This window comes from Ralstonia sp. 25C (assembly GCF_051904805.1).
Lineage (GTDB): Bacteria > Pseudomonadota > Gammaproteobacteria > Burkholderiales > Burkholderiaceae > Ralstonia.
Map to the genome: position 1 here is coordinate 1,807,465 of NZ_CP196738.1, position 21,950 is coordinate 1,829,414.

20 protein-coding genes are annotated in these 21,950 nt (G+C 63.8%); 12 read left to right on the forward strand and 8 right to left on the reverse strand.

The genetic code is table 11. The annotated features are described in order from the left end of the window. Positions 1-45: 45 nt before the first annotated feature. From ACS7SF_RS26605 to ACS7SF_RS26630, 6 genes are all read right to left on the reverse strand, one after another. A complete protein-coding gene (locus ACS7SF_RS26605; protein ID WP_439893453.1) occupies positions 46-1,917 on the reverse strand; it encodes a hypothetical protein in 1,872 nt (623 codons plus the stop codon). A 106-nt stretch (positions 1,918-2,023) separates the two neighbouring features. After that, positions 2,024-2,776 (reverse strand): hypothetical protein, encoded by a 753-nt coding sequence (locus ACS7SF_RS26610; RefSeq protein WP_439893454.1) that lies wholly within the window; start codon positions 2,774-2,776, stop codon positions 2,024-2,026. Positions 2,777-2,837: 61 nt separating this feature from the next. Further along, positions 2,838-3,548, reverse strand: a complete 711-nt coding sequence (locus tag ACS7SF_RS26615) for a PASTA domain-containing protein (protein WP_439893455.1) — start codon at positions 3,546-3,548, stop codon at positions 2,838-2,840. 307 nt (positions 3,549-3,855) lie between these two features. Beyond that, positions 3,856-4,110 (reverse strand): hypothetical protein, encoded by a 255-nt coding sequence (locus tag ACS7SF_RS26620; RefSeq protein ID WP_439893456.1) that lies wholly within the window; start codon positions 4,108-4,110, stop codon positions 3,856-3,858. A 78-nt stretch (positions 4,111-4,188) separates the two neighbouring features. Further along, positions 4,189-4,515 (reverse strand): hypothetical protein, encoded by a 327-nt coding sequence (locus ACS7SF_RS26625; protein ID WP_439893457.1) that lies wholly within the window; start codon positions 4,513-4,515, stop codon positions 4,189-4,191. A 136-nt stretch (positions 4,516-4,651) separates the two neighbouring features. Continuing rightward, complete coding sequence (locus tag ACS7SF_RS26630) at positions 4,652-5,602, reverse strand: hypothetical protein (RefSeq protein WP_439893458.1); 951 nt, start codon at positions 5,600-5,602, stop codon at positions 4,652-4,654. 822 nt (positions 5,603-6,424) lie between these two features. Here ACS7SF_RS26630 and ACS7SF_RS26635 point away from each other — a divergent pair. The 7 genes from ACS7SF_RS26635 (at position 6,425) to ACS7SF_RS26665 (ending at position 12,587) form a co-directional block, all read left to right on the forward strand. After that, a complete protein-coding gene (locus tag ACS7SF_RS26635) occupies positions 6,425-7,147 on the forward strand; it encodes a hypothetical protein (RefSeq protein ID WP_439893459.1) in 723 nt (240 codons plus the stop codon). 262 nt (positions 7,148-7,409) lie between these two features. Further along, on the forward strand, positions 7,410-8,012 hold the full coding sequence (locus ACS7SF_RS26640; protein WP_439893460.1) for a TetR/AcrR family transcriptional regulator: 603 nt from the start codon (positions 7,410-7,412) through the stop codon (positions 8,010-8,012). Between the two features lie 175 nt (positions 8,013-8,187). After that, on the forward strand, positions 8,188-8,757 hold the full coding sequence (locus ACS7SF_RS26645) for a TetR/AcrR family transcriptional regulator (protein ID WP_439893461.1): 570 nt from the start codon (positions 8,188-8,190) through the stop codon (positions 8,755-8,757). 107 nt (positions 8,758-8,864) lie between these two features. Next, positions 8,865-10,466, forward strand: coding sequence for an MFS transporter (locus tag ACS7SF_RS26650; protein ID WP_439893462.1), 1,602 nt, complete (start codon positions 8,865-8,867; stop codon positions 10,464-10,466). 59 nt (positions 10,467-10,525) lie between these two features. Beyond that, positions 10,526-11,011, forward strand: coding sequence for a MarR family winged helix-turn-helix transcriptional regulator (locus ACS7SF_RS26655; protein WP_439893463.1), 486 nt, complete (start codon positions 10,526-10,528; stop codon positions 11,009-11,011). Positions 11,012-11,029: 18 nt separating this feature from the next. Then, positions 11,030-12,001 carry a magnesium and cobalt transport protein CorA gene (locus ACS7SF_RS26660; RefSeq protein ID WP_439893464.1) on the forward strand — a complete coding sequence of 324 codons (972 nt, stop codon included), beginning with the start codon at positions 11,030-11,032 and terminating at the stop codon, positions 11,999-12,001. 19 nt (positions 12,002-12,020) lie between these two features. Beyond that, the gene (locus tag ACS7SF_RS26665; protein ID WP_439893465.1) at positions 12,021-12,587 is read left to right on the forward strand and encodes a DNA-3-methyladenine glycosylase I; all 567 of its coding nucleotides are present in this window, start codon (positions 12,021-12,023) and stop codon (positions 12,585-12,587) included. A 7-nt stretch (positions 12,588-12,594) separates the two neighbouring features. On the opposite strand, the gene ACS7SF_RS26670 is transcribed toward ACS7SF_RS26665, so the two are convergent. Beyond that, positions 12,595-13,809, reverse strand: coding sequence for a CynX/NimT family MFS transporter (locus tag ACS7SF_RS26670; RefSeq protein WP_439893466.1), 1,215 nt, complete (start codon positions 13,807-13,809; stop codon positions 12,595-12,597). Between the two features lie 88 nt (positions 13,810-13,897). Beyond that, entirely contained in the window at positions 13,898-14,779 is an 882-nt protein-coding gene (locus tag ACS7SF_RS26675) for a Rossmann-like and DUF2520 domain-containing protein (RefSeq protein ID WP_439893467.1), read from the reverse strand. 187 nt (positions 14,780-14,966) lie between these two features. Here ACS7SF_RS26675 and ACS7SF_RS26680 point away from each other — a divergent pair, with 187 nt between their 5' ends. The 5 genes from ACS7SF_RS26680 (at position 14,967) to ACS7SF_RS26700 (ending at position 21,935) form a co-directional block, all read left to right on the forward strand. After that, positions 14,967-15,122: a DUF3309 family protein gene (locus ACS7SF_RS26680; RefSeq protein WP_012430511.1), complete on the forward strand. Its 156-nt coding sequence runs from the start codon at positions 14,967-14,969 to the stop codon at positions 15,120-15,122. A gap of 118 nt (positions 15,123-15,240) precedes the next feature. Next, on the forward strand, positions 15,241-16,830 hold the full coding sequence (locus tag ACS7SF_RS26685) for an efflux transporter outer membrane subunit (protein ID WP_439893468.1): 1,590 nt from the start codon (positions 15,241-15,243) through the stop codon (positions 16,828-16,830). Then, complete coding sequence (locus ACS7SF_RS26690) at positions 16,827-17,996, forward strand: efflux RND transporter periplasmic adaptor subunit (RefSeq protein ID WP_439893469.1); 1,170 nt, start codon at positions 16,827-16,829, stop codon at positions 17,994-17,996. Before ACS7SF_RS26685 ends, ACS7SF_RS26690 begins: the two co-directional genes overlap by 4 nt. Further along, positions 17,993-21,103 (forward strand): efflux RND transporter permease subunit, encoded by a 3,111-nt coding sequence (locus ACS7SF_RS26695; RefSeq protein WP_439893470.1) that lies wholly within the window; start codon positions 17,993-17,995, stop codon positions 21,101-21,103. The genes ACS7SF_RS26690 and ACS7SF_RS26695 overlap by 4 nt, the downstream gene beginning before the upstream one ends. A 43-nt stretch (positions 21,104-21,146) precedes the next feature. Further along, entirely contained in the window at positions 21,147-21,935 is a 789-nt protein-coding gene (locus ACS7SF_RS26700) for a crotonase/enoyl-CoA hydratase family protein (protein WP_439893471.1), read from the forward strand. The last annotated feature ends 15 nt before the right edge of the window (positions 21,936-21,950 follow it).

Genomic DNA, 21,950 nt, shown 5'->3' on the forward strand with positions numbered 1-21,950 from the left:
CGGGTGTTGGCAGGCGCATGCGCTTGATGTGCGCTGAATGTGCGTTTAGCGCACGCTGATCGAATAGTCCTGCCCGTACACCGAGCGCAGTTCACCCGCCTTGGCCTGCAGCTTGAGCGGGCGGTACTTGGCGTTGGACAGAATGCGTGTGGCGCGTGGGTAGAAACCTGGGTCGGACGCCAGCCCCTGTATGTGCGCCATATCGGCCGGGATACGCGTGAGCGTGTAGCGTGTCAGGTCGCACTGGATCTGGCCGCCGACAATTTCGCAGGCCTGCTTGTTGTAGTCGGCGTTGGGCGGAGTCGGGTACAGGCCGTCGATCACGATGGCTTCGCCCGGCGCGACGCTGAACGAAGCAAATTCGCGCTTGAGCTTGGTCGAGACCGCCAGCCCATCAACGGACTTTTCCCGGGTGACGGTCTTCCATCCGGCGGGCTCGGTCATTTCCGAGACCGTGCGCTTCTCCGTTGCCCAGAACGCGCAGCCGCCACCGTAGACATAGATCGATGAGCAGTATGTGTTCTCGACCTGGCGGTCCCGGTACTGGGCGTTGAACCATTCTTGCGACTGAATGAAGTCCGAGTTCTTCTTAGGCAGCAAGGCGATCTGCCCCAGCGGGGAACTGCCTGGCTTCTGACTGGTGCCAAGCTGCGACATCGCCTCGGACGTTGTCTCGTAGGTGTTGCCGGCTACGGTGTACGTGCCCGGATTGACGATGTAGACAAAGTACTGGGCATTGCCTGCCACAAAGGTCGACACATAGCCGTGCAGGCCCACTTCGTTAAAGGGTTCATTTGGCCCCACGCGTATCACGTCAACGGCGTTGTTCTTGTTTTGCCAGATGGTGGTCGCCGTGACATCGGTACGGAACGCCCATTTTTTCTGGGTGACGCCTTCTTCGACGGTGTACTTCTTATCGAGGTTGATGGCGGGCACCACGACGAGCGCCTTGCCGGCAACGATGGCGCGGTTGATCAGCCAGTCGATGCCGGTGTGCCAGCTTTCCTGCTTGCGCTGGTTTGAGAGTGCGGGCGGCTCTTTCGATTCGCTCAGTGGTGCCGCCACCATGGCCACGACGAGCGAACAGATTTCCTTGCGCAGCGTTTGATCGTCCATCTCCTGCTTCGGGTTCAGCCGCGCGACAACGGAGACGACACCCAGCGCTTCCTCCAGCATGAAGCGTATCGGGAAGGAGCGCTTTTCCCCTTGCTCTGGGAGCGGCTGGACAATCGTGACGCTGGTCAGCGTGCCGTGTTGTTCGTTCGACTGCACGCTCAACTTGGCCGCTGTGGCTGCTTGCGTCAGCCGGGAGGCTGCGTCAGCCGGTTTCACCGCCTTGATGGGTACCCAGGTGGTGTAGTGGCGACCTGTGACGCCGTCCAGCGCGGGCCGGAAGTTATAGGTGCAGGTGGCAAAAGTGGGTGCCGTCAGAAAGGCATCGTTCGATGGGGCTGGCGCCGTAGCTGCCACGCTCGTGCTTGTTGCGTTGCGGCTCATGTCGACGCGGCTGAGCATGCCGCACATACCGCCCCGGATGGCCTCCGGTGCCGCGTTCATCCCCGGGGGCAACGTTGTCACCACGGAAATGGTCTTCGTGCTTTGATTCGCCGTCAGCGTAATGGCGAAGCCACGGGCGCGGTCACTCTGCTTTTGCTGGATTGTCAGCTCGCCGGTTGAGCCGGTGTAGCTTTCGTCGCCGATCAGGAAGCCGTCACCCGCGGCAATTTGCTTGAGTTGGGCGATGGCGTTGCGTGCGTCCAGGCCCGGCACCGCAGAGAAGGTTGAGAAGCGTGGGCCGGAGCCGGTGTCGGGTTCACTCTTGAAATTGGCCTCGCAGCCGGCCGCAGCCGCGGCGTGGTGCCAGCCGAGACTCAGCATCAGCCCAATGAAGGCCAGGCGCAGGCGTGCGGAAATCATGATGCGGCTTCTCCCATTTGGTGCTTGCTTCATGTTGTTGTCCATCTATTCGATCGGCAGTTCCAGTGGGCAGTCGCAAGCCAGCGGGCCGCACGCGTTCTTCTGCTCAGGCGTTCGCGCTCTTGCACTGCATGCTCGTGATCCGCTGGTCCGGCTTGGCGCGGTAGAACACAAAGTTCGTCATGCCTGGCCCCTGGTTGCCGCCGTCCTCATCGACATACGTTTCCGCAAATACCGGCACGGCAGCGTTGCCAATGCTGATTTGATAGAACGCGTTCCTTTGCGTGTTCGGGGCAGTCGTGCCGTAGTCGAGCATGCAGGTGCCGGCGATCGGCTTGACCGTGGCATCGCCGCCGAACTGCCGCTGCAGGATGCTTTGCGTGTCATCACGCGGATAGAACTTCTGCAGCTCGATCGATACGACGGTGGTGGCGTCGCCGTTGAGCACGACGCCGACATGGCCTTCGTTGTCCTTCTTGATGCCGGCTTCTGCGCCAGCCTTGCCGTCAGGCACGTCCACCTCGCCAAAGCCCGTGAGCAGCATGCTGCCGCCGCGGTAGTGCGTGGTGTCGGGGGAGTTGGCGTCTGGGTTGTTGAGCGGCTTCGCGTCATCCCAGTGCACGCCGGCTATGTTGTCAAACGCGGGCCAACCGGCGGCGGTCTGGCCTCCGAACGCACCCAGCAGCGCTTGCAGGGGGGATGCCGCAGTTTTCGCCGGCGTTGCTGCTACAGAGGCGGACGCAGCGGAGGCAGGTGCAGCGCTTGGGCTAGCGGGTGGCGCGCTACGCTCGCACGCACTCAGGCAGACCAGTAGGGCGCAGGCAGACAGCACGCACGGAACATGGGGCAGGGTTCGCATGGGTAGACGTTGCATGAAGCACGCTTAGGGCTTGGAGTGTGGGGCGCAACCGATGGAGCCATCAGCGGCACTTGACGCTGTACTCCGCGACACGTGGCAGCGGGTCTTCACCGACGGTGGTCAGGGCCAGCTTGCCAGCGGCGCCAACGTAACTGAAATCGCAATAGGCGAACCCCGTGCCTGCGCAGGACTCGGCCTCGACGATGCCTCGTTTGACCAGTGCAGCCTGACGCGGCTCAGGGCTGGCGCCGCCCCGCACGGGCGTCCAACCCTTGGCGGCCAGTGCCTTGCGAGCCTTGTCGATCGGCATGTTGTAGACGTTCGGCACCTTGGCGCGGCCCTGGCAGACGCTGTCTTCGTCGGCCACCTTGGACAGGCGCAGGGTGCCGTCGTCGTCGACATGCAGGTCACCCGCAGGCAATGGGGAGATATCACCGTCCCATACGCGTACGGCGCCACCTTCGAGCGGCTCCAATCTGCCAATCGCGGTGGCCTCTGCCGATTTGCCGTAGGCCAGTGCGACGAGCCTGTTGTTGTCAAACACGGCCAAGTTGCCTTGCGTGACGTTGCAAGCGCCGCTGGTCGCGGCCTCCATCTGGCCTGCAAAGCTGACAGCGCGGTAGGAGCCCAGTGGCACATCCGACATGACAGCCCAGCCTTGCGCGGCGATCTGTTTCGCGGCCGGCGACTTCGGCTGGATGACCAGCTGCGGACAGCTATCGCGGTCGCTTGCACTGCCGCTTGCCCTGGGCAGGTTGGTGAGCGCCTTCATGCGGATGTCCTTCAACTCGGACACCACGCGTGGCGCAGGCGCATTCGTTTGCGCAACGGCCGGTATTGTGAGTGCAAGGCTGAGCCCTAGCGCCGCACCGTGGAGGGCGTTCGATGCGGTAGTGGTTGCGAAGGCGAATAGGGAAGAGCGAAGCGGCATAGCAAGGGTTGCGAGAGCACGAACTGTTTCAGCCAGTCATAGACGCCCGAGCCATGCGCGTGAGGCTCGGGTTCACTTCAGAGACATTAAGAAACGGAAACAAATCGGCTGCCATCTCTTTGCACGTATGTCCTGATTCTGCGGAATTCTAGTCAAAGTAGACGGACTGGTATACATTGGCTATGCGCTGTGTGTCTTCGATATGTGGCAGACACATCAGCGACATTTTCGTCAGCTGATCGCTGGGGCGTGAGGTCAACGAGACCTCGCTAATACGGGGTGGGCGCTCTTCGCGATGGAGCAGGCAGCGTGGCAACGCCGTCATCTGTGCATCTAGTGGGATGTCGATGAAGGCAAGCGGGTTAGTTTCCAATACCCGCACGAAATCGAGCAGTTCGATCATGTCCAGACGTCGGGCGCTGCTCGTCCATCCAAGCGGCCGACCGGCGCCCAGCAATGGGCGCCGGCGATCTCGCGGCCATCAGCGTCGAGGATGGCATTCCCAGTTGTTGTATGTCGGCTGATCGATCGGCGTGAGCCCTGGAATCATGAACACCGTACAGCTGAAACGGCGCCCTTTGCCTGTCGTCGCGTCGTAACTCACTTTCTGACCGCCCAGCCCGTCCTTCTTCCCATACTGCACGTTCGCGATCGTGATCTCGTCCGACGACGCGAGACCGAGCGTCTTTGCAGTCGAGGTCTGGACGTCGACCATGTTCATCTGCGTCGTGCCACAAGCGGACAACACGAAGCTTGCAACGGCGATTCCCAGCGCGGTTCGTGCGGTGCAATGCAGGGTTTTCTTCATGGTTTCTCCTTGAAAAGAGGAAGGGGCGCCTGCCCGGACAGGGTCCCGAGACTCTTAGTGGACCCACAGCGGGCATTTATCCTGCCAACGCAGTCGCAGGCTGCCGTCGGGTATCCGATGTGAAACGGGATGGCCTTTAGTTCTGCGTCAGCGGATTCAGCGTCGTGCAGAGGAATCCGCTGCAGTTGCTAGCCTTGAAGTAGTAGGACGCCGACGTGCCGAGCATGAGGTCCCCAAGGTATGCGTTGCTTTGCGCGCCAAGGTCGTTCAGTTGCTGGATGTACGCTGCGCTTGCCGTTTGCATGGTCGCCGCCTGGTACGTGAAGGAGGGCGATTGAGTCTGATCCTTGACGTAGACCCACGCGGAGTCGGTGCCGAACGCCAACGCTCCCTTCGCGCGATAGCCATTTGCACCTTCGCTGTTCGCCTGCGCAATGAAATCGCTCGACGTTGTCGGCAGCGTTAGCGCTTGGTACGAGTAGGTCGCGTTCGAGGCATTGTTCTTCATGTACAGGCTTGTGCTCGTCGAGTTGAGCATGATCGGGCCGACCAGCCAGTAGCCTGACTGTCCTTGCCCGTTGGCCTGCGTAAGGAACGCTGCCTGGCTGGTCGGCCACGCCACGGCCGCGTAGGTATAGGTTGCAGATGCCCCCCCGTCCCTGCGATACAGGTTTCCATACGTCAGCGGACCTTCAAAGCGATAACCGCGTGCGCCCTCTGCGTTGGCCTGCGTGAGAAAGGCCGACTGGCTGCTCTGTGCGCTAACCAGTTCGTATGTGTACGTCTGCGCGGTGCCGTCGTTGACGAAGACCGAAGTCGTCGTACTGCCCGACGCGTTGAACCGATCGCTCAAGTAGCGAAAGCCTTTTGCGCCTTCGCTGTTGAGCAGCGCCAGGAAGCTGGCTGCATCTGCTGCGGGCGACAGGGCTTCATAGCGCAGCGTGAGCGTGCTGCCGCCGTTGGAGCCCGTTCCGCTTCCCGTGCCCGTTCCCGGGTTCGAGCCGGTCGCAGTCGTAGAGGCGTCGTCACCGCCGCCGCAGGCAGTGAGTGCAACACAAGTCATTGCGATCAGCGCAGCGGTTTTCATGAATTCACCTTGGGAAAAATGCAAACGGAACCGGCGTGGACGACGCTGCCGTGCGCGGGCAGATGGCAATCAAGCCATGCGAACTGCCTTCAATGAATCATGGGACCGCTTTTTCCGGCAGGCGACTGACATGTGCCGATGCTGCGCGGCAGAGGCTCCATGAAATGAAACTATACCGATCTATCTAGTTTCAAATGATGATCGTTTGGTAATAAAAGTTGTTCGGGTGGACATGCCTGAGAGCGGGCGCCCAGCGAGTGGGGCGCCCGCAGTATTGCGCGGCCATGCCTACAAATTTGCTCATGGTGGCCGGGCTCATTCCGCCGGTGCTGCTGAACGAGCTGTTTTACTCCCCCCGGTGGGTACGTCGTACCCCGGACCGTTGTAGACGAGACGACTTGTCGAGCTGGTTGTTTTGCCCAGGTGAGGAACCAGAAACAAATCAGCCGTTGTTTCTGTGCAGGCTGTTCCGAGCGTACGCTCAGGATTCTAGTCAAAGTAGACAGACTGGTATAAATTGATTTCACCCTGCGTCGCCTCACCCAAATTAGCGCGTGACGGCTGGTGGGCGAGGCCGTTGAGCGCCGTTTAGACTGACATTTCACATGACTCTGGCAGCCAGCATCAGCGAAATCGCCCGGTTTCTTGACGGGCTGAACCCACACTGGCTACCCGCCTATGACATGCGCCACAGTTGTGATCGGGACTCTATTCAAGATGGTTAAGCCTTCTACACGCTGTGCCACACAGATACGAAAGCATGGGGCGGTGGCTGTCATCTCGCGTCATATGGGGCGGGCCGCCCGGGCAACCGCAGGCCTTGTGTTCATCGTCAGTGTGCTTTCCGGAGGCGCTGCCATATCGACACCCGCGCCGGTCGATCCGCAACTGCAGTTGGTCGTGGAGCAGCGGAATGCGAATGCGCGGTATGCCCAAAGCGTGTTGGCCTATAAGCCGATGTTCGAGAATCCAGGCAACTACAGCCGTACGCAAATACTGGAAGCGTATGAAGCCGTTCTTCAGCAGTACTCAGCCGCTGCGGGGAGTTGGGGTCGCGTCGTCTATCCCGAGGCTCGGCAGGCGCTGCCGCCTGCTCTGCGGCCGTTGCCTCCACTGTCGGGGCCTGCCACGCTGGCAGTCGTGAATCGAGACTACGAATCTGTGCTTGGCATGAACGCTGCCATGTGGGAGATCAATCTGGCAGCAAGCTGGGGGCGGCCTTCGAAGTTGCCGATACCGAAGTACAACGGTCCATTTCTTATCATGCCGCCAGCCGCACCCCTGCCTCCCTTGCAGGATGTGCGCGATCCAAAGTTTGCGCGGCTGGTCACCATGACAAAGAAACTGGATGACGCCCAAAAGGCGGATCTTGCTCAACAGCATGCCGCGGTTGAGCAGCAGTATGCGGAGATGGCGGATTGGAGGGCTAGGCACCCCACGCATCAATACGACGGGATTAATCCGAGGACTGGATTGCCGTATGCGCCACCACCACAAGAGACGCAGCGTTGGTGCATGATGGGCGGTGGCCGGGTGCCTTGCTGAAACGCCCCAGGCATTGGGAGATCATGAAACCCCTATCCCAGCTTGCCAAACGCGCGGCGCAGTCGCTCTCGATCTGCCCATAAGCCTTCATGCCTTCCGGCGGGTCTTCTACCGCCGTTCAACCGCGCAGGGACGCCCGCTCAGGAGCAACACCATTCTGGTCTGGAGCAAGACGTACTGAAGCGGCTCAACCCAGCTTGGCGGCGGATTGCGTCGGCGGGCGCGGTGCTAAGATGCCGCCCCATAGTCAGGAGACGGATGCATGCGCGCGAGCAAACGCCAGCAAGTGGTGGACAAGGCCAGTGAGCTGTTCTCCCGCCACGGCTTTCATCCGGTCGGCATCGATTGGATCATCGCCGAGGCGGACGTTGCCCGCATGACGCTCTATCACCACTTCGCGGGCAAGGAAGATCTGATCAAGGAAGTGCTGGAACAGCGCTACACCTTCATCATGGAGAGCCTGGCTGCCAAGCTCGAACCCATGCCAGATGCCGAAGCGCGCTTGAAGGGGATTTTCGACTGGTATGGAGCCTGGTTTCGTACCCCCGAGTTTGCGGGCTGCCTATTCGAACGCGCGCTGGCTGAGTTCGGTGCGACCTGTCCCAAGGCGACCGACGTGGCGGTGCGCTACCGCGATGACCTGTTGGCCATCATGGAGCAACTGCTGTCCGAGATCATTCCGCCTAGCCGAGCCCGCCAACTCGCCGGCGTGTATGTGATGTTGCTGAGTGGCGCAACGGCAGATGCGCGCGCCATTGGCGATCCACGCGCGGCCGCTCAGGCGTGGCAGGCAGCCAAGGTGCTGCTGGATCAGGCGAAAGCCGCAGCAGACAGCGCTCGCAGCGTGCGTAGCCGCCAGGGTTGAGTGCTCTGCGCCTGGTCTTTGTCGGCCGTGCTTACGGCGACATGGTTGCCCCACCACATCAGCATTCTTGAGCTTTACCAGATTGTTTTCGTGATACTGATTGGCCGTGCCGTTGCCTTCCGTCGCTAGGCGCGTCGCAGGGCAATTCGGATACAGCAAGGTTAGGGAAACAGGCATGGACCAGGAAACGCGCAACCAGATTTTGACCAAGGCGACCGAGCTCTTTTCGAAGCGAGGTTTTCACGTTGTCAGCGTCGACCAGGTGATTGATGCGTCTGGTGTTTCGCTGCCGGCGTTATATGGCCACTTCCCAAACAAGGACGACCTCGTGCGTGCCGTCCTCAAGAAGCGGTACACCGACATCCTTGTCAGCATCGAGCAAACGTTAAAACCGATTCCCGATCCAGTGGGGAAGATCAAAGGCATCTTCGACTGGTATGGCGCATGGTTTCGTACGCCCGAATTTGCCGGGTGCCTATTCGAGCGGGCGCTTTCGGAATTCGGTACAGATGCCGCCGGGATTTCGGACGTGGCGATTGGCTACAAGCGGACATTGCAAGGCCGCATGGCCGATATTTTGCGCACACTACTTCCGCATCGGCGGGCAGAACAACTGGCCGAAACCTACGCGTTGTTCCTGGATGGGGCGATTGCCGCTGCGCGTGCGTATGGGGATCCTGAGGTGGCAAATCACGCTTGGGAATCGGCCCAGGCGCTGCTTGAGGATGCCCTGCGGCATGCTTGACGACTTACGTGCAGGTGGGTGGACCCTCCAAGCAAAGCCAGCTGAATTTCGCTACAATTTAATTGATTCATCAATCATTGATGTGTCATTTGTGTCGTCATTCCGCCATGGCCGTCCACACTGCGCTCCCGCATTCCCATACTCAGGTCCTGCCGTTCAAGGAATCGCTGCTGGCGATGATCGGCATTTGCTTTGTCGTCGTGCTCGTTGCGTTTGACCAGACGGTGGTCGGCACGGCGTTGCCCACGGTGGTGGCGGAGCTCAAAGGCTTTGAGCTGTACGCGTGGGTGGCGACGTCGTATCTGCTGACGTCGGTGGTGACGGTGCCGATCTTCGGCCGCTTGGGCGATTTTTACGGGCGCAAGCCATTTGTGATCGCGTCCATCGTCGTGTTCACGCTGGCCTCTGTGATGTGCGGCATGGCTGGCAGCATGACGTTTCTGGTGTGGTCGCGGGCCCTGCAGGGTGTCGGTGGCGGCATGCTGGTTGGCACGGCTTACGCCTGTATCCCCGATCTCTTTCCGGACGCGCGCGTGCGCTTGCGCTGGCAGGTGCTGCTGAGTGCGTCATTTGGCATCGCCAATGCCATCGGCCCGACGCTGGGTGGGTGGATGACGCAGGCGTATGGCTGGCGTTCGGTGTTCTACGTGAACATTCCGTTTGGCGTGCTGGGGCTGTGGTTCGCGTGGCGCTTTCTGCCGCATCTGCGTCAGAACGTACAGAGCGGTCATGGTGGAAAGATGCGGCTGGACTGGCAGGGTGCGCTGCTGATTACGGTGGCGCTGGGCGCGCTGCAGCTGTTTGTGGAGTGGCTGCCGCGTCATGGCCTGTCGCTGCCGATGTTGGGTTGGCTGGCGCTGTCGGCCGCGGCGTTTGTGGCGCTCTGGTGGTGGGAGAAGCGTGCTGAACAGCCGCTGCTGCCGTTCGACATGCTGCGCAATCCGTCGCTGGCGGCGCTGTTCATGCTGGCGCTGCTGTCCGGTTTTGCGATGTTTGCGGTGCTGTTTTATGCGCCCTTGCTGTTCCAGGGCGGGTTCGGCATGTCGCCGCAAGAGGCGGGGCTGATCATCACGCCGCTGGTGGTGTGCATTACGTTGGGCAGCATCATCAACGGGCGGATCGTCACGCGCATTCCGAAGCCGAACAGCATGCTGTATGCGGGGTTTGCGTTGCTGACGCTGGCGCTGGCGGGCATGTCGGTGTCGTCAAGGTCGATGCCGCATGTGGTGTTGACGGGCTTAATGCTGGTGGCTGGCTTGGGGCTCGGTTTTGTGCTGCCCAACCTGACGGTGTTCGCGCAGCAGACCGCAGGGCGCGCGCATCTGGGGATCGCCACCGCGCTGCTGCAATCGCTGCGCATGGTGGGCGGGATGGTCGGCACCGCGCTGGTCGGCACGCTGGTCAGCGAACGCTATGCCTCGGGCGTGGGCGACGCATTGCGTGCGGACGATGCCGCGCAATGGCTGCACCAGCTTGCTGATCCTGAAATTCTCATCGATCATGACGCGCAAACCGCGTTGCTTGCGCAGATGCATGCGGCAGGCCATGACGGCGCTGCGCTGCTGGAGGCGGCCCGGCACGTGTTGGTGGGCGCCATCCAGATCGGCCTGATTGTGGCCACCGTGGTGGCCCTCGTGGGCCTGTGGCGCGTGCGCCGGGTGCCGCCGGTGGCGTTGCATCATGTCGAGCCGGTGCAACAGCCTGAGTAGGCGGGAAGGCTCCGGAGCGGTTAGGATGCGCGGTTCTCCAGCAATCTCAGCCCTGATCGATGACCACTGAACGCGAACGCTTCGCCGTCATGCACCAGTTTGGACGCACGTACCGTGCGTTCATGGCCGCCTTCGAGGCGCATGTCGGCCAGCCGATCCCGCGCTGGCGCATTCTGCTCGCGCTGCATGACAACACCGGCGGCGGCATGGCGCAGAAGCAGCTGGCCGAGCGCCTGCAGATGGACCCCGGCGCGCTGACCCGCCAACTCAAGGTACTCGATCAGCTCGGCTGGATCGAACGGACCACTGACGCGCGCGACAACCGCCTGACCAACGTCACGCTGTCAGACGCCGGCTCGGCCGTGGTGCTCGAGTGCATGCCGCGCCGCGTCGCCTTCCTCAATGCCACGCTCGATGGGCTGCCGGACGATCTCGTGCACGCACTGTCCGAAGCGCTCGCACAGATCGAAACCCGCATTGCCGCAGTGCCTGTACTTGCCGGCACACCTGATGCAAAAAGCGCCGATCAGCGCGAAGACCGCTGACGCATCCGGAGACACGCCATGCCCATGGTGATCAACAGCGCGCTGTACCGCAACGGCAAGCGCGAACGCGACCTCTCCGTCGAGGCCATCAGCGACGTGCTGCACACACCCGGCTCATTTGTCTGGCTGGGTTTGCATGAGCCGGACAACGCGATGCTCGACCGCGTGCAGGAAGAGTTCGGCCTGCACGATCTCGCCATTGAAGATGCGCGCAACGCCCACCAGCGCCCCAAGCTGGAGGTCTATGGCGAGACGCTGTTCATCGTGTTGAACACGGCACAGCTGGAGCAGGGCAACGTCGTCTTTGGCGAGACGCATCTGTTTGTCGGCAAGGATTTTCTTGTCTCGGTGCGGCATGGGCCGTCGGCGTCGTATTCGCCGGTGCGCGAGCGCTGCGAACGCACGCCGCAACCGCTGGCGAAGGGCGCGCCGTTTGCGCTATATGCGGTCATGGACTTTGTGGTCGACAACTACCAGCCCGTGCTCGAGAGCCTGCAGGAAGAGTTCGAGGCCATTGAGAGTCGTATCTTTGGCGACTCGTTCGATCGCGCCTCCATCGAGCGGCTGTACACGCTCAAGCGTCAGCTCTTGCGCCTGCGCAATGCAGCGCTACCCGTGGAAGACATCGCCGGCCAGCTCGTGCGCCTGCACGAAGACGTGGTGCCCAAGGAGCTGCGCGCGTACTTCCGCGACATTGCAGACCACGCGCACCGCGTGGTGGGCGCGCTCGACGTGATTCGTGAAATGCTGACCACGGCCATCTCCGTGAATGTGGCGCTGGTGTCCGTCACGCAGAACGACATCGTGAAGCGGCTGGCGGGGTGGGGCGCAATTCTCGCCATCCCAACGGTGGTGTTCAGCAACTACGGTATGAACTTCAAAGGCATGCCGGAGCTGGAGCATCCGGCCGGCTACCCCATCGTGCTGACGTGTACGGCGCTGGCCTGCGTGGTGCTGTATCGCAAGCTGCGCAAGTCCGGTTGGATTTAGCCAATTAGGAGACGTTGAGATGTCTCGCTGCTGCTGGGTCAATGACGACCCATTGATGATCGATTATCACGACACCGAATGGGGTGTGCCCTCGCACGATGATCGTCACCTCTACGAAATGCTGATTCTGGAAGGCGCGCAGGCCGGGCTGTCGTGGCAGACCATCCTGCGCAAGCGGGTGCGCTACCAGGAAGTGTTCGAGGGGTTTGATCCGGCACGCGTGGCGCGCTTTACGCCCGCACGCATCGAAAAGCTGCTCGCCGACCCGGGCATCGTGCGTAACCGCGCCAAGGTGGAGGGCGCTGTCATCAACGCACGCAAGGTGCTCGAACTGCAGGAAGACGTGGGTTCGCTCGATGCGTTCCTGTGGGCGTTCGTCGATGGCAAGACCATCGCCAACCGCTGGGACAGTTACCGCGATGCGCCCGCTGCCACCGACGCGTCCAAGGCGATGAGCAAGGCGCTGGTGAAGCGCGGCTTCAAGTTTGTCGGCCCCACCATCTGCTATGCCTTCATGCAGGCGACGGGCATGGTGGATGACCACGAGGCCGGGTGCTTCCGCGCCGGCAAGTCGAAGGCCAAGTAGGCGCGGCTCACCCGCCTGCGTGCAGCGTGCGATTGCGGCCCGCCAGGGCACCCGCAACGACGGCGGCCAGCGCAATCGCGCTGAATAGCCAGCCCATGACGGCCCAGTTGCCGGTCAGGTCATGCAGTACCCCCATGAGGTACGGGCCGGCCGCGGCGAGGGTATAGCCGATGCCCTGCGTCATGGCGGAAAGGCTGACCGCCACGCGTGCATCGGCCGAGCGCAGCACGATCAGCGACAGCGCCACACTAAAGTTGCCGCCCTGGCCCAGTCCCAGCAGCACGGCCCACCACCATAGCGTGGAGAGCGGAGCATACAGGCAGCCCAACAGCCCGGCCCAGCACATCAGCATCATCAGCAGCACGGCGGGGCGCTGATCCCGACCGAGCCGCGCAATGAACGGCCCGCCCAGCGCGGTGATGAGCTGCACGAGAATCGACACCGCCACCACCATCCCCGATTGCAGCGCCGACAGCCCCCGGTCTTGCAGAATGACCGGCAGCCAGCCGAACACGCAATACGCCAGCGACGATTGCAGCCCCATATACAGCGTCACCTGCCAGGCGATCGGCCGGCGCCATAGCGATACCCGTTCGACGCGCGCCGCTGCATGCTTGCCGTGCGCGTGTCGCATGTGCGGCCACCAGCCGATGAAAGCCAGCAGCGCAGGTAGCGCCCAGAACGCCAGCGCAGGCTGCCATCCGCCCAGCCATGCCGACAGCGGAGCACTGGCGCCAGCTGCAACGGCGGCCCCAAAGCACAGCGCCATGGTGTAGACGCCGGTCATCAGATCCGCCTGCCGCCCGAAGTCTCGCTTGAGAATGCTCGGCAGCAGGATGCCCGTGACACCAATGCACGCGCCCGCCGCCACCGTGCCGATGAAGAGCGGCGCCACGCCGCCCGCGCTGCGCAGTGCGATGCCCGCCGCCAGCGCGATCAGCAAACCGCCTACGGCACGTTCCGCGCCAAAGCGCCGGGCCAGCACGGCAGCCGCTGGCGCAAACACGCCCAGGCACAGCACGGGCAAGGTCGTCAGCAGGCCCGCCGTGGCTCCCGATAACCCCGTGCCTGCCGCCACTTGCTTGAGCACCGGCGACAGACTCGACAGCGCCGGCCGCAGGTTGACGCCTACCAGCACCAAGCCGATCACCAACAGCGCGAGCGCCCCTGTCGAGCGATGCTGAGGGTGGGATACGGCAGAGGACGGCGGCGTGGCAGGCATGGTGGGACGGGTTTGCGGAGAGGGTGCCGATTGTAGGGCGTGCACCGGACGGGTGCACACGAGCCCAATCCCATTGATGCCGACGCAGTTATTGCGGGGCGTCGAGCCGATTCGCTAAATCGGCCAGCACGTCGGCCGGTGGCGCTCCACGTTCTGCGGCCAATGCCAGGGCGCGTCGGGTGAGTGCCGTGTACAGCGCTGCGTGGTCGCCGCCGAGCGCATCGAGGGCCTGGAGGTGCTTATCGATGACGCTGCCATCTCCGCGCGAAACGGGGCCCGCCAATGCGCCCGGCAGACCGCGCGCACGGGCGGCAGCCAGTGTGCCGTCCACCAGCGGCCACATGGCGGCGACGGCCGCTTCGCGGTCGATACCGGCTGCGGCCCACAAGGTGGCCGCTTCGTGCAGGGCGCACAGCAGAAAGCTCGCAGCGTAGTTGGCACCGGCGTGATACAGCGCGCGTTGTCCGGCTTGCATCAGCAGCGGCGTACAGCCCAGCCAGATGGCGAAATTGGCGAGCACGGCATCGTAGAGTGGGTCGGCATCGATAGTGATGGATGCACCGCGCAGCCGCTCAGCATCGTCCGGCAATCCAGCAAAGAGAAAGAGGGGGTGAAAGCAGGCGGTCTGCGCACCGGCTTGTTCGGCGGGGGCCAGTAGGTCGCGCTCGCCTGCGCCGCTGCAATGGATGACGAGCTGGCCGGGCCGCCAACGCACACCGGCAACGACTTCGGCGATGGCGTCGTCGGGCACCGTGATGAACACCCAATCCGCCTTGTCCGCTACGCCTTGTGCATCCAGTACTTCGGCGCTCGTCGCTTCCGCCAACCAGGCGGCGGTTGCCGGTGTGCGACTGGCCACGCCCACGGTGCGTACGCCAGCACCATGCGCGCGCACGGCCAGCGCCCGCGCCAAGCGCCCCGCACCGATCCAGCCGAGCGAGGCCGGAGATTCGATCGCAATGGAAGGCATGCCTACAACTCCCTGGTCAGAACCGGCCGGATCATAAGCCGAGTGATACTGAATATGCGCAATTAACCGCCAGGATTTTTCCACGACCATAGAACGAAGCTCGCATGGGAACAGGGCGTGCTAGGTGACGAACAAGACCGTCGCCGTAGCGGGCGGCGGCATACCGATATGAACGCCAGGAGGCCCCATGCTAAGCACCATTCTCATCATCGTTCTGATTCTGCTCCTGATTGGCGCGTTGCCGTCGTGGCCGTACAGCCGCAGTTGGGGTTACGGGCCGACGGGTGGGCTCGGGCTGATTGTGGTGATCGTCGTCATTCTTGTGCTGCTCGGCTATATCTGACGCAGAAGGGCTCGATCTTTGCCGAACGTGAAGGTTAGCTGAGCATCACGGCAGAGCGGGTGTCTTGCGGACGCTTGACTGGGCATAATTCCGGCTGCGTTCCCAATGGACACCTCATATGAAGACTGGTCAACACGCCGGCGGCCGACTGCCCGGCGGTCTTGCGCGATCTATGTTGCCGCTTGCTGCGTCACTGCTGGCGATGCTGCTGGCCGGCTGCGCGGTCGGGCCCGATTACAAGGCGCCGCAACTGAGCGGCACCGAAGCCCCTGCGGGTTGGCATGCCACGCTGCCGCACCATGGCAGCCGCATGGCGCTGGCGCGCTGGTGGGAGCAGTTTCACGACCCGGTGCTCACCCAATTGGTGGAGCAAGCCGATGCCACCAGCCCGACCATCGCGCAGGCGGTGGGCCGCGTGCGCGAGGCACGTGCCACGGTTTCGAGCAGTCAGTCGGGGCTGTTTCCGCAGTTGAAGGGCAGTGGATCGGCTACGCGGCAAGGCGGGTTTGGTGGCAGCCAGCTTGGTGCAGGCGCTGGCGGGCTGGGTGCAGGAGCGATCAACCCCACGCTGGGGTTGGGCACCATCACCACGCTGGCCGCGCAGGCCGATGCCTCGTGGGAGATCGATCTATTTGGCGGCAAGCGCCGCAACCTGGAGGGCGCCGACGCCCGTCTGACGGCCAGCGAGGCCGATTGGCATGACGCCCGCGTCTCCCTTGCTGCGGAGGTCGCCAATACCTACCTGCAGCAGCGGCAATGTGAAGCGCTGGTCAACATCGACGCAACGACGCTCGCCTCCCGGCAAGAGACGCTGCAACTGACCGAGCGCAAGTTCCGCGCGGGCTTCATCGCTCCCGCTGATTACGCCCAAGCCCAGGCCACCGTGGCCGATGCGGCGAATGTGCTCGAGGGCCAGCGCGCGCAATGCGCACAGGGCATCGACAGGCTGGTTACGCTCACGGGGCTGAACCACGACACATTGAACGGTTTGCTCGCCAAGGCCAACGCGCAGATTCCTGCGCCGCCGGATGCGGGTGTGCCGGATGTGCCGGCGCAAGTGCTGTCGCAGCGGCCGGATGTGGCCTCTGCGGAGCGCGTAGTGGCCGGCGCGAGTGCGGACATTGGCGTGGCGCTGGCGAGCCGCTTGCCGTCGCTGACGCTGGCCGGGTCCATCGGCATCAATTCCTATCGGCTGGGCGGGCAATCGTTGACGAGCAAGTCGTGGTCGTTCGGGCCCGCCGTGTCGTTGCCGATCTTTGATGGCGGGGCGGGTGCAGCCCGTGTAGAAACGGCACGCGCACGCTACGACCAGGCGCTCGCCGGCTATCGCACAAAGGTGCGGCAGGCCGTGCAAGAAGTGGAAGACGCGCTGGTGCGTCTGGATGCCGCTGACCGCCGTGTCGACGCCGCTTCTACGGCAGATGCGCAATATGCCAAGGTGCTCGATGCCGCCAGTGCGCGTTACCGCCTCGGCGCCGGCAGCCTGCTGCAGCTTGAAGACGTGCGGCGCACGGCGTTGCAGGCGTCGCAATCGTTGGCAGCCGTTCGGCTTGAGCGCGCACAGGCCTGGGTGGCGCTGTACAAAGCGGCAGGCGGCGGTTGGCGCGACGATGCCGCGGCGGATACTTCCGCTCAACCCCAACAAGACTCTTCTCAGGTTCCCGCGCCGGCCGCACAGCGCCCCGCGCACATCGGAAACGCTTCATGACAGGACAACGTGTTTGGAAGGCCGCAGCACGGGCCGTATTTGCCGTGATGCTGACCGGCACCCTTGCGGCGTGCGGCAAGGCCGCGTCCGAGGGCAAGAGCAAGGACCAGCCGGCGGCCAAGCCGGCGCTTGCCGTCAGCCTGACGCAGATGGGGCAGCAGGTGTGGCCGCGCGTTGCCACGGCCAGCGGCGCGGTGCAGCCATGGCAGGAGGCCAGCATTGGCGCGGAGGTGAACGGACTGAAGCTGGCCGAGGTGCTCGTCAACGTGGGCGATGTGGTCAAGCAAGGGCAATTGCTCGCACGCATGTCGGATGAAACCGTGCGTGCCGACGTGGCTGCACAACGCGCCACATTGGCCGAGGCCGAAGCGTCCGCCGCGCAGGCTGCCGGCGAAGCGCGCCGCGCGCACGAACTGGACAAGAGCGGTGCCATCAGCCAGCAGGATCTCGTGCAATACGACACGCAAGCCAAGACGGCCGCCGCCAAGCTGGCCGCTGCCCGTGCGCAATTTGATAGCCAGCAGCTGCGCTTGCGCTACACGCGTGTAGTGGCGCCGGATGATGGCGTGATCAGCGCGCGCACGGCCACCGTGGGTGCGGTGGTGTCATCCGGCACGGAGTTGTTCAAGCTGATCCGCAAGAACCGGCTGGAGTGGCGTGCGGAAATGCACGGCGACGTATTGCCGCGCGTGCAACCTGGCCAGACCGTGCACTTGCGCCGCATGGACGGCGGCATTGTGAACGGCCGCGTGCGCCAGGTCGCCCCCACGGTCGACGCCAACACGCGCAATGGCCTGGTTTATGTCGATCTGCCGCCCGAGGCCGCCACGTCGGGCGTGAAGGCCGGCATGTACCTCTCGGGCGATGTGCTGCTGGGCGAAGCACCGGCCACGACTTTGCCCGAGACGGCCGTGTTCTCGCGTGACGGTTATGACTACGTCATGGTGGTGACCCCGCAAGGGCGAGTGCGGCAGACCAAGGTGGCGCTGGGCCGCCGCCAGGGCGGGCTGGTCGAGATCGTGCACGGCATCGGCCAGAATGATGCGGTGGTCGCCGTGGGCGCCGCCTTCCTGAGCGATGGTGACCTCGTGCGCGTGGTGGCGCCCGGGGCAGCGGCTTCAACGCCCGCTGCCTCCGCACCCGCAGCCACGGGAGCCAAGCGATGAACTTTTCCGCCTGGGCGATCCGCAAGCCGATTCCGTCGATCCTGCTGTTCATCCTGATCACGGTGGCGGGGCTGGTGTCGTTCAAGATGCTGTCGATCCAGAATTTTCCGGACATCGACTTCCCCGCCGTGTCCGTGACGGCCAGCCTGCCGGGCGCCACGCCCACGCAGATGGAGACGGAGGTCACGCGCAAGATCGAAGACAGCATTGCGAGCATCGGCGCGATCAAGCACATCACCTCCACCATCAACGATGGCAGCTCGACGACCATGGTCGAGTTCGAGCTGGAAAAGGATGTGCAGGAAGCGGTGAACGACGTGCGTGATGCGGTCAGTCGCATTCGCGCGCAATTGCCCTCGGACGTGCAGGAGCCGGTGATTTCTCGCGTGACCTTTGCCGGCTTGCCGGTGCTGACCTACGCGGTGGATGCGTCCGACATGGACCCGGAGGACCTGTCCTGGTTCGTCGACAACACGGTCAACAAGCGGCTGTTGTCGGTACACGGTGTGGCCAAGGTGACGCGCCAGGGCGGGGTGGACCGCGAGGTGCGTGTGCAGCTCGATCCCGTGCGCCTGCAGGCCTTGAACGTGACGGCCGCCGACATCAGCGCGCAGGTGCGCGGCATGCAGCAGGAGGCGCCGGGCGGTCGCGGCAACATCGGCGGTCAGGAGCAGGCGGTGCGCACGCTCGGCACTGTGAAGAGCGCACGCGAGTTGGCGCAGATGGACATCCCACTGTCGGATGGGCGCCGCATTCGCCTGTCGGACGTGGCTGACGTGCGCGACACGGCTGCCGAGCCGCGCCAGATGGCTTTGCTCGACGGCAAACCGGTGGTGAGCTTCCAGGTGTTTCGCTCGCGCGGTGCCAGTGAAATCTCGGTCGCGAAAGGTGTGCGCGCGGCGATTGCCAAGCTGCAGGCCGAACGTCCCAACGTGCACGTGACCGAGGTCTACAACATGGTCAAGCCCGTGGAGGATTCGTACAAGGCGTCGATGGATGCACTGTATGAGGGGGCGATCCTGGCGGTGCTGGTGGTCTGGTTGTTCCTGCGCGATTGGCGTGCGACGTTTGTGTCCGCTGTGGCGCTGCCGCTGTCGATCATCCCGACTTTCGCGGCGATGGACATGCTCGGCTTTACGCTCAACGGCATCACGCTGCTGGCGCTGACGCTGGTGGTGGGGATTCTCGTCGACGATGCCATCGTGGAAGTGGAGAACATCGTGCGCCACCTGCGCGACGGCAAGAAGCCGCTGGAAGCCGCGATGGAGGCAGCGCAGGAAATCGGCCTCGCGGTGGTCGCCACCTCGCTCACGCTGGTGGCGGTGTTCTTGCCCACGGCGTTCATGGGCGGCATTTCGGGCAAGTTCTTCAAGCAGTTCGGGTGGACGGCCTCGCTGGCGGTGCTGGCTTCCCTGCTGGTGGCGCGGTTGCTGACGCCCATGATGGCCGCGTACATGCTCAAGCCCCAGGCCGAGACCAACCGCGACGGCTGGATCATGACGCGCTATCTGCAAGCCGCGCGCTGGTGCCTGGTGCATCCGTGGAAGACGGGCGGCATGGCGGCCGCGTTCTTCGTGGTGTCGGTGGCGATCATCGGGCTGATTCCCGCGACCTTCCTGCCGCCGGAAGATTGGGCGCAGTTGCAGATGACGGTGGAGAGCGCCCCCGGAAGCACCATCGCCCAGACGCGGGAGAACACCGAGCGCGTACGCAAGATCGTGATGCAGCACAAGGAAGTGCGGCGCGTGTATACCGCCATCGGCTCTGGCGTGATGGCCGGCGTGCCGGGTTCCAGCGGCGGCGAGGTGCGCACCGGCACGCTCACCATCTCGCTGACGGACCGGCATGATCGGCACCTTAAACAGCAAGAGGTGCAGCGCCAGTTGCGCGAGATGCTGGAGGGCGTGCCGGGCGTACGGATTTCCTTTGGCGCGGTGGGCTCGGGCGAGCAATTGCAGGTGGTACTGGCGGGCGACGATCCTGCCACGCTGCAGCAGGTTTCCCGTGATGTGATGCGCGACTTGCGCACCGTGCCGGGGCTAGGGGCGATTACGTCATCTGCGAGTCTGCTGCGGCCGGAAATCGTCATCCGCCCGGACTTTGCGCGCGCGGCGCAGCAGGGCGTCACGGCCGCAGCCATTGGCCAAGCCGTGCGCGTGGCCACGGCCGGTGACTACGACGTCAACCTCCCCAAGCTGAATCTGCCCGAGCGCCAGGTCTACATCCGCGTTGAGCTCGACCCGAAGGCGCGTCACCAGATCGATACCATCCGGCAACTCCGTGTGCTGGGTCGCAACGGCGCCGTGCCGTTGGAGAACATCGCCGATATCTCCATCGCCAGCGGCCCCGCGCAGATCGACCGCTACGACCGCAGCCGCAATGTCACCATCAGCGTGGGGCTTGAAGGCCGCGCGCTGGGCGACACCAACCAGGCCGTGGAGGCGTTGCCGTCCATCAAGAACCTGCCGCCGGGCGTGCGCCGCATTGCCGCGGGCGATGTAGAGGGCATGCAGGAATTGTTCGGCGGATTCCTGCTCGCCATGTTTGCCGGCGTGCTGTGCGTGTATGCCGTGCTGGTGCTGCTGTTCCATGACTTCACGCAACCGGTGACGATTCTGGCAGCGCTGCCGTTGTCGGTGGGGGGCGCGTTCGGGTTGCTGGCGCTGTTCGGCTTCAGCCTATCGCTGCCCGCGCTGATCGGCCTGCTGATGCTGATGGGCATCGTGACGAAGAACTCGATCCTGCTGGTGGAATACGCCATCGTCGCGCGGCGTGATCTGGGAATGTCGCGTACGGAAGCCATCATCGACGCATGCCACAAGCGTGCGCGCCCGATCGTCATGACCACGGTGGCGATGACGGCCGGTATGGTGCCGATGGCGCTCGGCTTGGAAGGCGACGCGGGGTTCCGCGCGCCCATGGCCGTCGCAGTGATCGGCGGTCTGCTGACATCCACGCTGCTGAGCCTGCTGGTGGTGCCAGTGGTGTTCGAGAAGGTGGACGACGTGAAGGAGTGGACGCTGCGGAAGTTGCGGGGTGCGCGCCACCACGAGCGTAACGAGCGCGAGCCTGAACCTGCACAGGAGCGCTCCTCGCAGCAGATGTAGCATCGGGCGATCGGCCAGATCGACCCAGAACAGGAGACCGCCCATGCCCGATGCCGTGTTGTTCCAGACCGATGGCCCAGTTTGCACGATCCTGCTCAACCGGCCCGAATGCCGCAACGCGGTGGATGGACCGACTGCCGCTGACCTGCTTGCCGCGTTCGAATGCTTCGAGGCCGATGAGGCGCTGCGCGTGGCGGTGCTCGGCGGTGTCGGCGGACATTTCTGCGCAGGGGCTGACCTGACGGCTGTGGGTGATCCGGCGCGGCGTAACCGCCTCGACCCCGATGGCGGGGCGCCTGGGCCGATGGGGCCTTCTCGCATGGCGTTATCTAAGCCGCTCATCGCTGCGGTGAGCGGCTATGCCGTGGCGGGCGGGTTGGAGCTGGCGTTGCTGGCAGACCTGCGCGTGATGGAGCGCGACGCGGTGTTCGGCGTGTTTTGCCGCCGCTGGGGTGTGCCGCTCATCGATGGTGGCACGGTGCGTCTGCCGCGCATCGTTGGCATGGGGCGGGCGCTGGACATGATCCTGACCGGCCGCGCAGTGCACGCCGAAGAGGCACTCGCCATGGGGCTCGCCAGCCGCGTGGTCGAGCCAGGTGAATCGCTATCCATTGCACAACAACTGTCGCGCGAGATTGCCGCGTTTCCTCAGCAGTGCATGCTGGCGGACCGCGCGTCGGCCTACGCGCAGTGGACTCTATCGCTGGCCGACGCGTTGCGCCAGGAGGGCGCGCGTGGCACGCCGATGGTGTTTGCCGAGGGCGTGGCGGGTGCCGCGCGCTTTGTGGCCGGGGCCGGGCGCCACGGAGAAGGTGGGTCCACCACTTCTTGACAGGATCACCGGCCA

Bases quoted from the DNA above. Each gene is read 5' to 3' on its own strand.
- ACS7SF_RS26605 (WP_439893453.1), bottom strand. From the start codon at position 1,917: ATGATTTCCGCACGCCTGCGCCTGGCCTTCATTGGGCTGATGCTGAGT.
- ACS7SF_RS26610 (WP_439893454.1), bottom strand. From the start codon at position 2,776: ATGCGAACCCTGCCCCATGTTCCGTGCGTGCTGTCTGCCTGCGCCCTA.
- ACS7SF_RS26615 (WP_439893455.1), bottom strand. From the start codon at position 3,548: ATGAAGGCGCTCACCAACCTGCCCAGGGCAAGCGGCAGTGCAAGCGAC.
- ACS7SF_RS26620 (WP_439893456.1), bottom strand. From the start codon at position 4,110: ATGATCGAACTGCTCGATTTCGTGCGGGTATTGGAAACTAACCCGCTT.
- ACS7SF_RS26625 (WP_439893457.1), bottom strand. From the start codon at position 4,515: ATGAAGAAAACCCTGCATTGCACCGCACGAACCGCGCTGGGAATCGCC.
- ACS7SF_RS26630 (WP_439893458.1), bottom strand. From the start codon at position 5,602: ATGAAAACCGCTGCGCTGATCGCAATGACTTGTGTTGCACTCACTGCC.
- ACS7SF_RS26640 (WP_439893460.1), top strand. From the start codon at position 7,410: ATGCGCGCGAGCAAACGCCAGCAAGTGGTGGACAAGGCCAGTGAGCTG.
- ACS7SF_RS26645 (WP_439893461.1), top strand. From the start codon at position 8,188: ATGGACCAGGAAACGCGCAACCAGATTTTGACCAAGGCGACCGAGCTC.
- ACS7SF_RS26650 (WP_439893462.1), top strand. From the start codon at position 8,865: ATGGCCGTCCACACTGCGCTCCCGCATTCCCATACTCAGGTCCTGCCG.
- ACS7SF_RS26655 (WP_439893463.1), top strand. From the start codon at position 10,526: ATGACCACTGAACGCGAACGCTTCGCCGTCATGCACCAGTTTGGACGC.
- ACS7SF_RS26660 (WP_439893464.1), top strand. From the start codon at position 11,030: ATGCCCATGGTGATCAACAGCGCGCTGTACCGCAACGGCAAGCGCGAA.
- ACS7SF_RS26665 (WP_439893465.1), top strand. From the start codon at position 12,021: ATGTCTCGCTGCTGCTGGGTCAATGACGACCCATTGATGATCGATTAT.
- ACS7SF_RS26670 (WP_439893466.1), bottom strand. From the start codon at position 13,809: ATGCCTGCCACGCCGCCGTCCTCTGCCGTATCCCACCCTCAGCATCGC.
- ACS7SF_RS26675 (WP_439893467.1), bottom strand. From the start codon at position 14,779: ATGCCTTCCATTGCGATCGAATCTCCGGCCTCGCTCGGCTGGATCGGT.
- ACS7SF_RS26680 (WP_012430511.1), top strand. From the start codon at position 14,967: ATGCTAAGCACCATTCTCATCATCGTTCTGATTCTGCTCCTGATTGGC.
- ACS7SF_RS26685 (WP_439893468.1), top strand. From the start codon at position 15,241: ATGAAGACTGGTCAACACGCCGGCGGCCGACTGCCCGGCGGTCTTGCG.
- ACS7SF_RS26690 (WP_439893469.1), top strand. From the start codon at position 16,827: ATGACAGGACAACGTGTTTGGAAGGCCGCAGCACGGGCCGTATTTGCC.
- ACS7SF_RS26695 (WP_439893470.1), top strand. From the start codon at position 17,993: ATGAACTTTTCCGCCTGGGCGATCCGCAAGCCGATTCCGTCGATCCTG.
- ACS7SF_RS26700 (WP_439893471.1), top strand. From the start codon at position 21,147: ATGCCCGATGCCGTGTTGTTCCAGACCGATGGCCCAGTTTGCACGATC.